Origin of the sequence: Vibrio sp. Isolate33, from assembly GCF_022397895.1 — a bacterium.
In the GTDB taxonomy this organism is placed as follows: Bacteria; Pseudomonadota; Gammaproteobacteria; order Enterobacterales; family Vibrionaceae; genus Vibrio; species Vibrio pomeroyi.
In genome coordinates, this window is sequence record NZ_JAKEUP010000006.1 from 201,285 (window position 1) to 217,151 (window position 15,867).

Below are 15,867 nucleotides of genomic sequence, written 5' to 3' on the forward strand. Positions count from 1 at the left end.
TTAATGACGTATATGAAAGCAGCGACGGCAAGCATTGATCTTAGTGCGTTGGAACATAACCTTCGTCAAATAAAGTCGAAGGCTCCGCAATGTAAAGTCATGTCGGTTGTGAAAGCGAATGGCTACGGACACGGCTTACTGCATATTGCTAAACATTCGAAAAACTCAGATGCGTTTGGTGTGGCTCGTATTGAAGAAGCCTTACAACTGCGTGCTGGTGGCATTGTTCAACCTGTTCTATTGCTTGAGGGTTTTTACTCGTCAGGTGATTTACCAATATTGGTGACCAATAACATCCAAACCGTGGTGCATTGTGAAGAGCAACTGAGCGCCCTAGAAAACTCGGTTCTTGAATCACCCGTTGTGGTGTGGCTGAAAGTTGATAGCGGCATGCATCGCTTGGGTGTTCGTTCTGAACAATATCAAGATTTCGTTGAGCGCCTGCATCAGTGCCCTAACGTGGCTAAGCCTTTGCGCTACATGAGCCACTTTGGCTGTGCTGATGAGTTAGACAAAGCAACCACAGAGCAACAGACTGAATTATTTCTGTCTTTGACTGAAGGCTGTGAGGGTGAGCGCTCACTGGCAGCTTCTGCTGGTTTGTTAGCTTGGCCTGATAGCCACCTTGATTGGGTTCGCCCTGGTATCATCTCTTACGGTGTATCGCCGTTTGTTGATAAATCAGCACAAGAGCTTGGCTTTATGCCTGTGATGACTCTTACCTCGCACCTGATTGCCGTTCGTGATGTTAAAGCGGGTGAAAGCGTGGGTTATGGCGGTAACTGGACCAGTAAACGTGATACTAAAGTTGGTGTAATCGCAATTGGTTATGGCGATGGTTACCCTCGCACTGCACCTAACGGCACGCCAGTGTTCGTTAACGGTAGAAAGGTGCCTATCGCAGGCCGAGTATCGATGGATATGTTAACGGTCGACTTAGGCCCTGATGCGATCGATCAAGTGGGTGATGAAGCGACGCTATGGGGTAAAGATTTACCTTCAGAAGAAGTGGCGGAACATATTGGCACTATCGCTTATGAGTTGGTCACTAAGCTGACTTCTCGTGTTGCGATGGAGTATGTGAAGTAGCTATGGGTCTTGTAAGGTAAATTATGTTCAAGCGAACGACTCGACACTGGTTAATGTCAGCAATGGCATTACTCGGTGTTAGCTTTTCTTCTTCAGCCTTAAGTGAAGAAAAAGATACCGCTTTTGTCCCTTTCTATTTCAGCACTGAAACCATGGGCAATACCTTTGGTGTTGCGGGTGTCGCAAAGGGTGTTTGGCAACCTCAAGCTGCTCTGTTTGGTATGGCGCTTTATTCTGACAAAGACAGCTATGTTGGTTTTCTCTCTGCGTTTAACTATGCCTTGTCTGAGAACGTGTTGTTTAGCACTCAGATGTATCAAGCGTGCTTTAACGACAATCCGTATTACATTGGCTCTCAAGGCGATAACGATTCATCTATCGATGACAAAACCATTGCCGATGGTCTAGAACAAAACTATCAGTTCGAATTTAAGTATTTGCTGCCTTGGGGCAATGTTGCAGAGCATGGTTTGCTTGGCGCTTTTCAGCCAATCAAAGATGTGAGTTTTGCTTCGCCAGTCGAGTCGGGTGTTAGCTCGATTATCTTCACGCCTTTTTATACCGCTCGTGAGCTAGAAGGTTTGAATAACACTGAAGAAGCAACAGGCTTTAGTTTAGCGTTTGATTGGGATAACCGTGATAGCACACGTAACCCAACCAAAGGTTCTCATACTAATCTTGAGTTCACCACCGGTGCCGATAGTTGGTCTGATGATGACTTGTGGTTGAAGTGGGCCTTCCAAAATAGTCAGTATTTCGCTTTAGGTCCGTTAGGGGATCTGTTCGACCAACAAGTCGTGGCATTTGATTTCTATACGGCTGATACACCAACTTGGGATAACTGTTCTAGTCAAGACTGTGCTCGTCCACCGGAAACGGAGCAAGCTAGACTGGGTGGTTTATATCGCTTACGCGGCTATACCGGAGGTCGCTACCATGGACGTTCGGCGGTACATTACTCTGCAGAATATCGAGTGCTTCCAGATTGGCAGCCATTGGGAGATATTCCGCTGATTAACTACTACGATTTGCCTTGGTGGCAATGGGTAGCGTTTGCCGAAGTAGGGCGCGTTGCGGATGAGTACGATATCAAAACACTGCACACGGATATGAAATGGAGCCTTGGCGGCGCGGTTCGTTTCCAAGTGGAAGGCATTGTTGTTCGTGCGGAATTAGCACGAGGCGGCGATGAAGGGACCTTTAGGGTTATGATAAACCAGCCCTTCTAAAGCATTTGGCCTACAGCAGGCCTAATACTATTTTTATCAGAGTGGTAGTGGAAACACACCACTCTTTTTTATTAATAAGATATTGTTTTTATTTAAGAGACCTAGCTTTCAAGCAGCCTACTTACCTTGAATCGTAGCAATTACTGTTCGGCTTCCACCACAATCTCGATGTTCACCTAAGTAAATACCCTGCCATGTTCCCAAAGCTAAACGACCGTTGGTGATAGGGATTGTCACACAGTTGCCAAGTGTCGATGCTTTAATGTGAGCTGGCATATCATCATCGCCCTCATAGGTGTGTCTGTAGTAGGGTGCTCGCTCTGGGACAAACTTATTGAAGTGCGATTCCATATCGCTACGGACAGTCGGATCGGCGTTCTCATTCAGCGTTAGGCTGGCAGAGGTATGCTGAATAAAGAGATGTAATAAACCAACAGATAGAGAATTGATATCGTGTATCTGTTGTTCAATTTCATCAGTAATGAGATGGAATCCACGCTTTCGTGCATTTAGGTGTATAGTCTTCTGAATCCACATACGCCATCCTTTATAATGTATTTGGAAAAAAAGTGGTTTAACGCTATCTTTTGAACTTGAATTTATCAGGTCTCGCTCACATTTAATTATGTTAGAGCTAGAGTCTGCTCCGATCTTTCTGTCAGGAATTCGAATCCTGATTTATCTCAAGGTGCAGCTCTTCATATACGGCATAATACGTCGTGAAAAAAAATTACAAAGAATCTTTCAGTGGTGATGCGGTTTGGTCATCACAGAAAAATATAAACTTTCGCCTAATCGGGGGTTCTATTCATCACCCAGGTGACGTTTAGAATAAAACCTACAGTAACATCGGGATAGATACCATGTTGAAAAATATCAACCCAACGCAAACACAAGCGTGGAAAGCTCTAACTGCACATTTTGAGTCTGCTCAAGATATGGATATGAAAGAGCTATTTGCTCAAGATGCAAAGCGTTTCGAGAGCTTTTCTACTCGCTTCGGTTCAGACATCTTAGTGGATTACTCTAAGAACCTAATCGACGCTGAGACTATGCAGCACCTATTTGCTCTTGCAAACGAGACTGAAGTTAAGTCTGCAATTGAAGCGATGTTTGGCGGTGATGCAATCAACAAGACTGAAGGCCGTTCAGTACTTCACACAGCTCTGCGTAACCGTAGCGACAACCCAGTAATGGTTGATGGCAAAGACGTAATGCCAGCTGTTAACGCTGTACTAGCAAAAATGGAACTGTTCACGCACCGCATCGTTTCTGGTGAGTGGAAAGGTTACACAGGTAAAGAGATCACTGATGTAGTAAACATCGGTATCGGCGGTTCGGACCTTGGTCCATACATGGTGACTGAAGCGCTAACACCATACAAAACTCGCCTAAACATGCACTTCGTTTCTAACGTAGATGGCACTCACATTGTTGAGACACTTAAGCCTCTAAACCCAGAAACAACGTTATTCCTAGTTGCATCTAAAACATTCACTACTCAAGAAACAATGACGAACGCGCACTCTGCACGTGATTGGTTCTTGGCTGAAGCGGGTGACAACGCACACGTTGCTAAACACTTCGCAGCACTGTCAACTAACGCAACTGCGGTAGCTGAGTTTGGTATCGATACTGACAACATGTTCGAATTCTGGGACTGGGTTGGTGGTCGCTACTCACTATGGTCTGCGATCGGTCTTTCTATTTCTCTTTCTGTAGGCTTCGATAACTTCGTTGAGCTACTAGAAGGTGCTCACGAGATGGATAACCACTTTGCTTCAACTGAGTTTGAAAGCAACATTCCAGTAATCCTTGCGCTTATCGGTATTTGGTACAACAACTTCCACGGCGCTGAGTCGGAAGCAATTCTACCTTACGACCAATACATGCATCGTTTCGCTGCGTACTTCCAGCAAGGCAACATGGAGTCGAACGGTAAGTTTGTAGACCGTGAAGGCAACCCAGTAGAGTACCAAACAGGTCCTATCATCTGGGGTGAACCAGGTACAAACGGCCAGCACGCTTTCTACCAACTGATTCACCAAGGCACTAAGCTGATCCCATCAGACTTCATCGCGCCTGCTATCAGCCACAACCCAGCGTCTGATCACCACCAGAAGCTGATGTCTAACTTCTTTGCTCAAACTGAAGCACTTGCTTTCGGTAAGACAAAAGAGACAGTAGAAGCTGAATTCCTAGCGGCGGGCAAAACAGCTGAAGAAGTAGCTGAGCTAGTACCTTTCAAAGTATTTGAAGGTAACCGCCCAACTAACTCAATTCTTGTTAAGCAAATCAACCCTCGCTCTTTAGGTAATCTAATTGCGATGTACGAGCACAAGATCTTTGTTCAAGGCGTTATCTGGAACATCTTTAGTTTCGACCAATGGGGCGTAGAACTTGGTAAGCAACTAGCAAACCAAATTCTTCCAGAGCTTGCTGACGACGCACAAGTAACGTCTCACGACAGCTCAACTAACGGTCTAATCAACGCATTTAAAGCACTTAAAGCTTAATTGAGTTGATAGACTAAAAAGAAACGCCAACCTTCGGGTTGGCGTTTTTGTATCTGTAGAGTAAGCAAGGGTTGAATCTCAGGTAATAAAAAAGCTGACATACCTGTCAGCCTCTTAAATACAGCGTCAGCCTTCTAAATATTCGTAGTGGCGACTTTTATTCGAAGCAGATCTCGATGAAGGCATTACCCCATTGAGATGAGAAAGGCATGATGATGATTGCCCCATCACACTTGTGACGAATCGTGTGGCCTTTACCTGAAACCACGATTGGCGTTGCCATGTCGAAGTCAAAACCGCTTTCTGCAAGAATACGTTTTGCACCGCCTGTTACCATGTTAGTGATTTCACCCACCATATCGGTCACTTCTTCGTTGAGGCCGTTTGGTCGTTCACCTAGCATGTTTTCCATGATTTCGAGAGCGAGACCTTCATCAAAGGTGATCGACATCGAACCACGAGACTGTGTACCCACCATACCGATCAGGCCAGATACATCACCACGAGCGATTTCATCTTTCTTCACTCTTGGTTTTTGTGGCTTCAATTCTAGAGAAGCCATCGTTTTTAATACGTTCATCAAAGAAGCTAAAAACGGGTTTACAAATTCAGCGCGCATAATGTTCTTCTATAATCTTATTCTTTCATCTCAGAGGAGCAGCTTTGGCAAATGCCATGTGATTCAATGACATGATTGGTCAATTGAAAGCCATGCTTCTCAGCGTTACTCGCGAGTAGAGTGACAAGCGCATCGTCTTGCAGTTCTATCACAGTGCCACATTTATCGCAGATCAGTAGTTGAGAGAAATGTTTGTCGGCATTGCAAGAACAGCAGCATATAAAGCTATTGGTTGACTCAACTCGGTGAATGAAACCTTGTTCTAACAAGAAATCTAAAGCGCGATAAACCGTAGGTGGTTTGGCTTGTGGTTCACTGACTTTCAACTGCTCTAACAATTCATAAGCACTGGAGGCTTTTTTATTAGAGAGAATGAGCTCAAACACTCGCTTTCTCTGAGGCGTTAATCTAACACCTCGCGATGCGCATATCCCTTCAACTTGCTCTATTAATGTGTGGTCCAAATTTTTCACCATTCAATCGGCCATCCCTATTCAAACTCTATTTCTAGGTTACTACGTTTTGGGGACCAATGATTTCTATTAAAGTCAGGTACAGAGCGTATTGTGACCCACGACTTTGAATAAGACAAGGTAACTCAAAATGACAGTGTGACTCAAGGCATAACTGATTAGTGAGGTTGAATTAGAGATCTGGTGAATAGGTTTATAAAAAAAGTGTGAGGCAAAGTTCATATAGCACAAACAGGGCATAGCATTTACAATAGCCGACCTTACTTTTGCTGGGTATTCCAGCATATTTTTTTGACTCGCTACTAGGGTACTTTGCCATGACACATTCATGTAGGCTGTCCGTCGCTCCAATGCTCGATTGGACTGACCGCCACTGTCGTTACTTTCACCGTTTGCTTTCTCAGCAGACTCTTCTGTACACGGAAATGGTAACAACGGGCGCGATCTTACATGGTAAGGGCGACTTCCTAGAATATAACGAGCAAGAACACCCTCTTGCACTTCAACTTGGTGGCTCTAACCCAGTTGATTTAGCTGCTTGTGCGAAACTTGCTGGTGAGCGCGGCTACGATGAAGTGAACCTAAACGTAGGTTGTCCTTCAGACCGAGTTCAAAATGGTCGCTTTGGTGCTTGTTTAATGGCTGAGCCTGAGCTGGTGGCAGATTGTGTATCAGCAATGAAAGAAGTGACCGATATTCCAATCACAGTGAAAACGCGAATTGGTATCGATGATCAAGACTCTTATGAGTTTCTAACTAAGTTTGTTTCTACTGTTTCTGAAAAAGGCGGCTGTGAGCAATTTACTATCCATGCCCGCAAAGCATGGTTGAGTGGTCTAAGCCCGAAAGAGAACCGTGAGATCCCACCTCTAGACTACGATCGTGCATACCAAATCAAGAAAGACTTCTCAGATCTAGTGATCGCAGTCAACGGCGGTATCACTACGTTAGAACAGACTAAAGAACATCTTCAGCACCTTGATGGTGTGATGATTGGTCGTGAGGCTTACCATAGTCCATTTATTCTTGCGGAAGTTGACCAACAGATCTTTGGCTTAGATACGCCAATTAAGAAACGCTCACAAGTTGTTGAAGAGATGTACCCATACATTGAGCGTGAACTTTCAAATGGTGCGAGCTTAGGACATATCTCTCGTCATATGCTTGGTTTGTTCCAAAGCATGCCAGGTGCAAGACAATGGCGTCGCTACATCAGTGAAAATGCGCATAAGAAAGGCGCGGGTATCGAAGTAATGCAGACGGCATTGGCTAAGATTCCTAAAGAGTTGAACGTATAGCATCTCTCAAACGTTAAGGTTAAATTCGCCATTAGAGGCTAAATTTACCACTTTGACTTATTGGAAAGCCACGCATGAAAATATGTGGCTTTTTATTTGCTTGATAAATAAGGGTTTTGTTGATTTTTTATGACTTGGTACAGAAGCTGCAATGTTAGAAAGTAGGAAAGATAGGTCATGAACTCATTAGGGAGACCATTATGTTTGAATTAATCTTTGTTCTTATTTTCGTAGCAACTCTGCTTGTCACTGGTATTACGTTTATGACGGTATTGGCCGCAACTGGCGTAGCACTGTTAGTCATGCTGGTCTTGGGTATGATGAGTGTCGTCTTTAAGCTGTTGCCTTGGTTGATTGTGATTGCAATCGGTGTGTGGTTTTTCAAAAACTATGTACACAGTTCTAACCAAAGACGTTACTAACGTCATGGTGCCGTCAAATCTTTATTCACCAGCGGTTTATCGTTCTAGTCTTTAAGATGTGTGATAGAATTTTCCCCAATAATCTATGAATGTGCATACACTTAGCACAACGATATGGAATTGGAGCTATCTCAAATGAATAAAATGCCATTAATTGCTTTAGTAGGAATGCTATCTTTAAGTTCGGCAGTCGCTGCTGAAGAAGAGTTTTCTTACACGGCTAAAGTCGGTGCCGATATGTGGTGGGGAAGTACCAAGCTAAACGAAGTGAGACAAGACGAAGATTCTAATTCACCTTCGGTGTATTTCGCATTTGAGCATAATGCCCCAATGCTACCAAATGCTAGCTTCCGTTATACGTCTATTGATACGGATGCGTTGGCTTTTGATAAGTACGACTACACGTTTTACTACACGCTGTTAGAACACAAGCTGATGAACTTCGATGCGGGTGTGACGTTTACTCAGTATTCAAACTCGAATTACATAGAACCAATAGCGACAGGCGCGAAAACATCAACTTTTGATGAATTTACGTGGAGCTTCTACGGCAACGCAGAGATCAACGTTCCTGATACCAACTTTGATATCATCGGTACGATGGAATTCGGTGATAGCAGCGAAATTAAGAGTACGGACTTAATGGCAGGTGTTCAGTACCGAATTCCTGTGTCAGAATCTGAAATTGCTCTGCGTGGTGGCTACCGTGTTATCGACCTAGACTCAGATGAGTTCTTTAAATCTGATCTAGGTAAAAACTTTGTCATGGTAGATGGCTGGTTTGCTGGTGCGGAAGTTCGTTTCTAAGCGATTAAAGCTTATTTTGAAAAGCATTTAGAACAAATTTTAAGAACGCCACTTTATTAAGTGGCGTTTTTTTTATATCTATTGGTTATACCCAAGCATCTTGAGGTTACTTGGGTATATATCTTTCTGGAATTAGTTAGCACATTCATCACTTTCGACCATCCTTATACAGGGAGCTGATTAGCGTCTATTCTTATAGAGTCTATGTTGTGAGGTCAAAGCAAGGGATGGAATATGACACTCAATGAATTACGAAATTTATATCGAGAAAACCTGCTAGTGGAAGCGGTCATAGAGCCCTCAATACAAGAAGGGTCTTGGGTTGTAGAGTTTCGCCATATGGGAGGCGGCTTTGTTCTGCTCACTGATGTTCATGGTGAGGAGTGCCATTATGCGGATCTAGACTTAGCATCTAAGTCGGCAATGGCGGTTGGCTTTCAGCAAGTTCGGATCGAAAACCAGTAAGTAAAATTACGTTTCAATCGGTTTTTACTTCCAAAAAGTTATAAAACATACTTTTCTATTCTTTCTTGTTATTAAAAGGAGTGGTTAATCTATCGTCACGCAATGATTAGGGATGTCGTGACCATGTCTTTAAATAAGAAAGAGTCTTCACAAAATAATAATGCACAGTCTGGGGCTAATGAGTTACCTGGACTAGCAGCACCACTTAATGACCAACAATTAGGTCATCTTCAGCAAACTGTTTCTGAACTATCTTCTCAGCAACTGGCATGGGTCAGCGGCTATCTTTGGGGTGTGAGCCAAGCTCAGCCTGTAGGTGCAGCTGCACCAATCGCTCAAGCTGCCGCTTCTGTAGCCGCTAAACCAGCGGGTAAGCTAAGTATTATCTTTGCTTCTCAAACGGGTAACGCGAAAGGTGTTGCTGAATCGCTTGAAGCAGAAGCCAAAGCCTTAGGTATTGCCGTCGAGCTTTTCGATGCCAGTGACTACAAAGGTAAGAATCTAGCGAAAGAGACACACGTCATTTTTGTAGCATCTACCAATGGTGAGGGTGAAGCGCCTGATAACGCTATTGAGTTGCACGAATTCTTACAATCGAAGAAAGCGCCAAAACTAGCAAACCTACAATATGGTGTGATTGGTTTAGGTGACTCAAGCTACGAGTTCTTCTGCCAAACCGCCAAAGACTTCGATAACTTCCTTTCTAAGCGTGGTGCTAAATCGTTTGTCGATCGTCTTGATTGCGATGTTGATTACGAAGCATCGGCAACAGAGTGGCGTGCGAAAGCGCTGTCTCAAGTTCAAGAAGCATTGTCGACGGGCGCTGAAGCGGAAGTAGTTCAACTACCAGTAGGCCAAGCGGCTGCTGGACATTCGCAATACACCAAACAAAACCCATACACAGCGACATTGCTAGCAAGCCAGAAGATCACTGGTCGTGATTCAGGTAAAGATGTTCGTCATATCGAGATTGATCTTGATGAGTCGGGTATCACTTACCAACCGGGTGACGCGTTGGGCGTGTGGTACGAAAACAGTTCAGAATTGGCGAATCAGATTCTTGCGAAGGTTGGGCTGTCTGGTATTGAGAGTGTCGATGTAGATGGTGAAAGCTTATCTATTCATAGCGCTCTAGTGAGTAAGTTCGAGATCACCACGTCAAATCCTCAACTTGTAACTAAGTTTGCTGAGTTATCTGGCAGCAAGAAGTTAATCAAGCTGGTGGAAGATAAAGACAAGCTTCGTGAATATGCAGGTAATACTCAGATCGTTGACGTACTAGCAGAGAAGAAAACCAAGTTATCGGCTGATGAGTTATTAGGCCTATTACGTAAGCTGACTCCGCGTCTCTATTCTATTGCATCGAGTCAAGCAGAAGTGGATGAAGAAGTTCACTTAACGGTTGGCTTAGTTGAATACCAAAAAGGTGAAGAGTCTCGTTTAGGTGGAGCATCAAGCTTCTTGGCTCAGCGCCTTGAAGAAGGTGGCGAAGTTAAGGTGTTTGTAGAGAACAACAATAACTTTAAGTTACCACAAGACGACAACACGCCAATCATCATGGTCGGCCCAGGCACTGGTATCGCACCTTTCCGCAGCTTTGTTCAAGAGCGTGAAAACAATGATGCTCAAGGTAAGAGCTGGTTGTTCTTCGGCGACCGTACCTTTACTCAAGATTTCTTATACCAAGTTGAATGGCAGAAATACCTCAAGTCTGGTGCGCTAACCAGGTTGGATGTTGCCTTTAGCCGCGACCAAAAAGAAAAAGTTTATGTTCAAGACCGTTTAATCGAACAGGCAGAGCAGCTTTGGCAATGGCTGCAAGAGGGCGCGTACCTTTATGTTTGTGGTGATGCGACTCGAATGGCGAAAGATGTTCATGAAGCATTAGTTACTATTGCGGAAAAACATGGCAACCAGAGCCGTGAGCAAGCTGAACAATATATTAATGATTTACGTAAAGCGAAACGTTACCAAAGGGATGTGTACTAATGAGCAAGCAAGTAATAGAGCAAGAAGTGCTAGGTCAAGTACTTGGACCTTTGGCTGACAATGAGCGTTTGAAGCGTGAAAGTAAGAATCTACGCGGTACGATTGAACAAGATCTTCAAGACCGTATAACTGGTGGTTTTACCGCAGACAACTTTCAGCTGATCCGCTTCCATGGTATGTATCAACAAGATGACCGTGATATCCGCAACGAGCGTGCAAAACAAAAGTTAGAACCTTTACATAATGTCATGCTTCGTGCGCGTATGCCAGGTGGCATCATTACTCCTAAGCAGTGGTTAGCAATAGATAAGTTTGCCGATGAAAGCACGTCTTATGGTTCAATCCGTTTAACGACTCGTCAAACGTTTCAGTTTCACGGCGTGTTAAAGCCAAATATCAAGCTGATGCACCAAACGCTAAACAGTATTGGCATTGATTCAATTGCGACAGCAGGTGACGTAAACCGGAATGTTCTGTGTACAACAAACCCGGTTGAATCTGAGCTTCATCAAGAAGCGTATGAGTGGGCGAAAAAGATCAGTGAACATCTATTACCTAAGACTCGCGCTTATGCAGAAATCTGGTTGGATGGTGAGAAGTTAGAAACAACGGATGAAGAACCTATCTTAGGTAGCAACTACCTACCGCGTAAGTTCAAGACGACGGTTGTGATCCCTCCACAGAATGACGTAGATGTTCATGCCAATGATCTTAACTTTGTTGCGATTGCTAAAGACGGAAAGCTGGTGGGCTTTAACGTGTTAGTGGGTGGTGGTTTAGCAATGACGCACGGCGATACCTCTACTTATGCACGTAAAGCTGACGACTTTGGTTTTGTACCATTAGAGAAGACATTAGATGTAGCAGCAGCCGTTGTGACTACACAGCGTGATTGGGGTAACCGTTCAAACCGTAAGAACGCAAAAACCAAATACACACTAGACCGTGTTGGCATTGATGTATTCAAAGCGGAAGTCGAAAAGCGTGCAGGCGTCGAGTTCTCTGAAAGCCGTCCTTATGAGTTTACTGGCCGTGGTGACCGTATCGGTTGGGCGGAAGGTATTGACGGCAAACACCACTTAGCACTGTTTATTGAAAATGGTCGTTTACTTGATTCCCCAGGTAAGGCTTTGAAAACGGGTGTGGCTGAAATTGCGAAAGTCCACAAAGGTGATTTCCGCATGACTGCAAACCAAAACTTAATTGTTGCAGGTGTCCCTAAAAGCCAGAAGGCTAAAATTGAGAAACTGGCTCGTCAATACGGCTTGATGGATGACGCGGTAAGCGAGCAACGCAAAAATTCAATGGCGTGTGTGGCATTCCCAACATGTCCTCTAGCAATGGCAGAAGCCGAACGTTTTCTTCCTGAGTTCGTGACAGATGTTGAAGACATTCTCAATAAACATGGATTACCAGAAGAAGATAACATTATCCTTCGAATCACTGGTTGTCCAAATGGTTGTGGTCGCGCGATGTTGGCTGAACTTGGTTTAGTGGGTAAAGCACCAGGTCGTTACAATATGCACTTAGGTGGGAACAAAGCAGGTACTCGTATTCCTAAGATGTATAAAGAGAACATCACATCAGCTCAGATCTTAGAAGAGATTGATTCGCTGGTAGGGCGCTGGGCTACAGAACGACAAGACAATGAAGGCTTTGGCGATTTTACCATCCGAGCTGGCATCATCGAAGAGGTGATCATTTCAAAGAGGGATCTGCATGCATAATTCTGTCGCTTCAAAGCTGAAGTTAGCAGAACTACTCGCATTGACTAAGACGGAGCAAATACTTCGTCTTGGACAAATTAATGCTGAGTTAGAGCAGCTAACAGCATTAGAAAGAGTTAAGTGGGCGCTAGAAAACTTGGAAGGAACACATGTGGTGTCTTCAAGTTTCGGCATTCAAGCCGCGTTAATGCTTCATTTGGTCACACAAGCAAAACCGGATATTCCCGTTATCTTGACGGATACAGGTTACCTATTCCCTGAAACGTATCGTTTTATAGATGAGTTAAGTCAGAAACTGACTCTAAACCTTCAAGTCTTTCGCGCGCAGCAGAGCCCTAATTGGCAAGAAGCGCAATATGGCAAACTTTGGGACCAAGGTATCGAAGGGATAGAGAAGTACAACAAGCTTAATAAAGTAGAACCGATGAGACGTGCGCTAGATGAGCTTGAGGCTGGGACATGGTTTTCCGGTTTAAGAAGGGAGCAATCTCAATCGCGTGCAAATCTGCCAATCTTATCTATCCAAAATGGTGTGTTTAAATTCTTGCCGGTAATCGATTGGACGAATAAAGATGTTCACTACTACCTAGAAGAACATGGCCTGAGTTATCACCCGCTTCGAGATCAGGGTTACCTTTCTGTTGGAGATACACATACGACTAAGAAATGGGAACCGGGTATGACGGAAGAAGAAACCCGCTTTAATGGATTAAAACGAGAATGTGGGCTTCATGAGGATGATGGAGAGCAATATGGCTCTGGAATTTAAACTCCTTTCTATTTAAAGGCTGACATAAGGCAGCTTTTTTGTTTCTAGGGGATAAAATTAAAGCAATTGTGGATAAGTCTGTGGTTATTTTGTAGGTACTTTGTAGTTAAAGTTGCATAAATAAGGCTTTGGGTGTTTATTCGTCATGTAGTCGTTATTTTTGCATTTTTCTTTAATAAACACTTGCCAATGTGATGAACATCTCTATAATGCCGCCTCACTGACACGGCAGACGCCACAAGGCTTCAGCGAAGAATGTTAGTGAGGCAACTAGCTTTAAGCGATTATTCGCTTCTACTTTTAGAAAGTAGAAATTAATTTTCAAAAGTGTTTGACACTGAGAATTAAATCGCTAGAATGGCCGCCTCTTCCGAAGTGATGTAAGTCACAATGAAGAGAAGCTCTTTAACAATTTAAACCTATCAATCTGTGTGGGCACTCGTTGATGAATATCAAAACGTTTTATCGTTAGATAAAACAGATTCTTCGGAATCAAAATGATTTCAATGAACTGAGTGACCAATACAAATAACCTCGGTTATTTGGCNAGCTCTTTAACAATTTAAACCTATCAATCTGTGTGGGCACTCGTTGATGAATATCAAAACGTTTTATCGTTAGATAAAACAGATTCTTCGGAATCAAAATGATTTCAATGAACTGAGTGACCAATACRAATAACYTCGGTTATTTGGCACAGTCAATTCATTACCATTCTGTTGGAATGGTAATAGCTTTARAATTACAYAGTAGTTTTGAAGTCAGTATTCGTTGAGTCRCAAAATCTTAAATTGAAGAGTTTGATCATGGCTCAGATTGAACGCTGGCGGCAGGCCTAACACATGCAAGTCGAGCGGAAACNNTGAAGTCAGTATTCGTTGAGTCRCAAAATCTTAAATTGAAGAGTTTGATCATGGCTCAGATTGAACGCTGGCGGCAGGCCTAACACATGCAAGTCGAGCGGAAACGACACTAACAATCCTTCGGGTGCGTTAATGGGCGTCGAGCGGCGGACGGGTGAGTAATGCCTAGGAAATTGCCTTGATGTGGGGGATAACCATTGGAAACGATGGCTAATACCGCATAATGCCTACGGGCCAAAGAGGGGGACCTTCGGGCCTCTCGCGTCAAGATATGCCTAGGTGGGATTAGCTAGTTGGTGAGGTAATGGCTCACCAAGGCGACGATCCCTAGCTGGTCTGAGAGGATGATCAGCCACACTGGAACTGAGACACGGTCCAGACTCCTACGGGAGGCAGCAGTGGGGAATATTGCACAATGGGCGAAAGCCTGATGCAGCCATGCCGCGTGTATGAAGAAGGCCTTCGGGTTGTAAAGTACTTTCAGTTGTGAGGAAGGGGGTAGYGTTAATAGCGCTATCTCTTGACGTTAGCAACAGAAGAAGCACCGGCTAACTCCGTGCCAGCAGCCGCGGTAATACGGAGGGTGCGAGCGTTAATCGGAATTACTGGGCGTAAAGCGCATGCAGGTGGTTCATTAAGTCAGATGTGAAAGCCCGGGGCTCAACCTCGGAACTGCATTTGAAACTGGTGAACTAGAGTACTGTAGAGGGGGGTAGAATTTCAGGTGTAGCGGTGAAATGCGTAGAGATCTGAAGGAATACCAGTGGCGAAGGCGGCCCCCTGGACAGATACTGACACTCAGATGCGAAAGCGTGGGGAGCAAACAGGATTAGATACCCTGGTAGTCCACGCCGTAAACGATGTCTACTTGGAGGTTGTGGCCTTGAGCCGTGGCTTTCGGAGCTAACGCGTTAAGTAGACCGCCTGGGGAGTACGGTCGCAAGATTAAAACTCAAATGAATTGACGGGGGCCCGCACAAGCGGTGGAGCATGTGGTTTAATTCGATGCAACGCGAAGAACCTTACCTACTCTTGACATCCAGAGAAGCCAGCGGAGACGCAGGTGTGCCTTCGGGAGCTCTGAGACAGGTGCTGCATGGCTGTCGTCAGCTCGTGTTGTGAAATGTTGGGTTAAGTCCCGCAACGAGCGCAACCCTTATCCTTGTTTGCCAGCGAGTAATGTCGGGAACTCCAGGGAGACTGCCGGTGATAAACCGGAGGAAGGTGGGGACGACGTCAAGTCATCATGGCCCTTACGAGTAGGGCTACACACGTGCTACAATGGCGCATACAGAGGGCAGCAAGCYAGCGATRGTGAGCGAATCCCAAAAAGTGCGTCGTAGTCCGGATTGGAGTCTGCAACTCGACTCCATGAAGTCGGAATCGCTAGTAATCGTAGATCAGAATGCTACGGTGAATACGTTCCCGGGCCTTGTACACACCGCCCGTCACACCATGGGAGTGGGCTGCAAAAGAAGTGGGTAGTTTAACCTTTCGGGGAGGACGCTCACCACTTTGTGGTTCATGACTGGGGTGAAGTCGTAACAAGGTAGCCCTAGGGGAACCTGGGGCTGGATCACCTCCTTATACGAAGATATTCA

The 15,867-nt window shown here is 44.6% G+C and carries 13 protein-coding genes and 1 rRNA gene; 11 read left to right on the forward strand and 3 right to left on the reverse strand.

From position 1 onward, the window contains the following. Positions 1 to 3: 3 nt before the first annotated feature. Both alr and L1D37_RS12080 read left to right on the forward strand, forming a co-directional pair. Positions 4 to 1,089: an alanine racemase gene (gene alr / locus L1D37_RS12075; protein WP_239848029.1), complete on the forward strand. Its 1,086-nt coding sequence runs from the start codon at positions 4 to 6 to the stop codon at positions 1,087 to 1,089. Positions 1,090 to 1,112: 23 nt separating this feature from the next. Beyond that, positions 1,113 to 2,318 carry a BamA/TamA family outer membrane protein gene (locus tag L1D37_RS12080; protein WP_239848030.1) on the forward strand — a complete coding sequence of 402 codons (1,206 nt, stop codon included), beginning with the start codon at positions 1,113 to 1,115 and terminating at the stop codon, positions 2,316 to 2,318. Positions 2,319 to 2,435: 117 nt separating this feature from the next. Here the strand turns inward: L1D37_RS12080 and L1D37_RS12085 are convergent, their stop codons facing one another. Beyond that, positions 2,436 to 2,855 (reverse strand): secondary thiamine-phosphate synthase enzyme YjbQ, encoded by a 420-nt coding sequence (locus L1D37_RS12085; protein WP_239848031.1) that lies wholly within the window; start codon positions 2,853 to 2,855, stop codon positions 2,436 to 2,438. A gap of 326 nt (positions 2,856 to 3,181) precedes the next feature. On the opposite strand from L1D37_RS12085, the gene pgi reads away from it, so the two are divergent. Further along, positions 3,182 to 4,834, forward strand: a complete 1,653-nt coding sequence (gene pgi / locus L1D37_RS12090) for a glucose-6-phosphate isomerase (RefSeq protein WP_017632690.1) — start codon at positions 3,182 to 3,184, stop codon at positions 4,832 to 4,834. Between the two features lie 157 nt (positions 4,835 to 4,991). Here pgi and L1D37_RS12095 read toward each other — a convergent pair whose 3' ends face one another. Then, positions 4,992 to 5,453, reverse strand: a complete 462-nt coding sequence (locus L1D37_RS12095) for a chemotaxis protein CheX (protein WP_017059940.1) — start codon at positions 5,451 to 5,453, stop codon at positions 4,992 to 4,994. A gap of 17 nt (positions 5,454 to 5,470) precedes the next feature. Continuing rightward, a complete protein-coding gene (gene zur, locus L1D37_RS12100; protein WP_026084434.1) occupies positions 5,471 to 5,929 on the reverse strand; it encodes a zinc uptake transcriptional repressor Zur in 459 nt (152 codons plus the stop codon). A 314-nt stretch (positions 5,930 to 6,243) separates the two neighbouring features. On the opposite strand from zur, the gene dusA reads away from it, so the two are divergent. The 8 genes from dusA to L1D37_RS12140 all read left to right on the forward strand — a co-directional run bounded on the left by dusA (position 6,244) and on the right by L1D37_RS12140 (position 15,853). Further along, entirely contained in the window at positions 6,244 to 7,224 is a 981-nt protein-coding gene (gene dusA / locus L1D37_RS12105; RefSeq protein WP_017063186.1) for a tRNA dihydrouridine(20/20a) synthase DusA, read from the forward strand. 200 nt (positions 7,225 to 7,424) lie between these two features. Continuing rightward, the gene (gene pspG / locus L1D37_RS12110; protein WP_017632687.1) at positions 7,425 to 7,646 is read left to right on the forward strand and encodes an envelope stress response protein PspG; all 222 of its coding nucleotides are present in this window, start codon (positions 7,425 to 7,427) and stop codon (positions 7,644 to 7,646) included. 135 nt (positions 7,647 to 7,781) lie between these two features. Continuing rightward, complete coding sequence (locus L1D37_RS12115) at positions 7,782 to 8,453, forward strand: TIGR04219 family outer membrane beta-barrel protein (protein WP_239848032.1); 672 nt, start codon at positions 7,782 to 7,784, stop codon at positions 8,451 to 8,453. A 234-nt stretch (positions 8,454 to 8,687) separates the two neighbouring features. Next, positions 8,688 to 8,918, forward strand: a complete 231-nt coding sequence (locus tag L1D37_RS12120) for a hypothetical protein (protein WP_017632684.1) — start codon at positions 8,688 to 8,690, stop codon at positions 8,916 to 8,918. 123 nt (positions 8,919 to 9,041) lie between these two features. Continuing rightward, the gene (locus tag L1D37_RS12125; protein WP_239848033.1) at positions 9,042 to 10,907 is read left to right on the forward strand and encodes an assimilatory sulfite reductase (NADPH) flavoprotein subunit; all 1,866 of its coding nucleotides are present in this window, start codon (positions 9,042 to 9,044) and stop codon (positions 10,905 to 10,907) included. Further along, entirely contained in the window at positions 10,907 to 12,634 is a 1,728-nt protein-coding gene (cysI, locus tag L1D37_RS12130) for an assimilatory sulfite reductase (NADPH) hemoprotein subunit (RefSeq protein ID WP_239848034.1), read from the forward strand. The genes L1D37_RS12125 and cysI overlap by 1 nt, the downstream gene beginning before the upstream one ends. After that, positions 12,627 to 13,403: a phosphoadenylyl-sulfate reductase gene (locus L1D37_RS12135; RefSeq protein ID WP_239848035.1), complete on the forward strand. Its 777-nt coding sequence runs from the start codon at positions 12,627 to 12,629 to the stop codon at positions 13,401 to 13,403. Before cysI ends, L1D37_RS12135 begins: the two co-directional genes overlap by 8 nt. 895 nt (positions 13,404 to 14,298) lie before the next feature. Beyond that, positions 14,299 to 15,853: ribosomal RNA gene (locus L1D37_RS12140) — 16S ribosomal RNA — on the forward strand. The last annotated feature ends 14 nt before the right edge of the window (positions 15,854 to 15,867 follow it).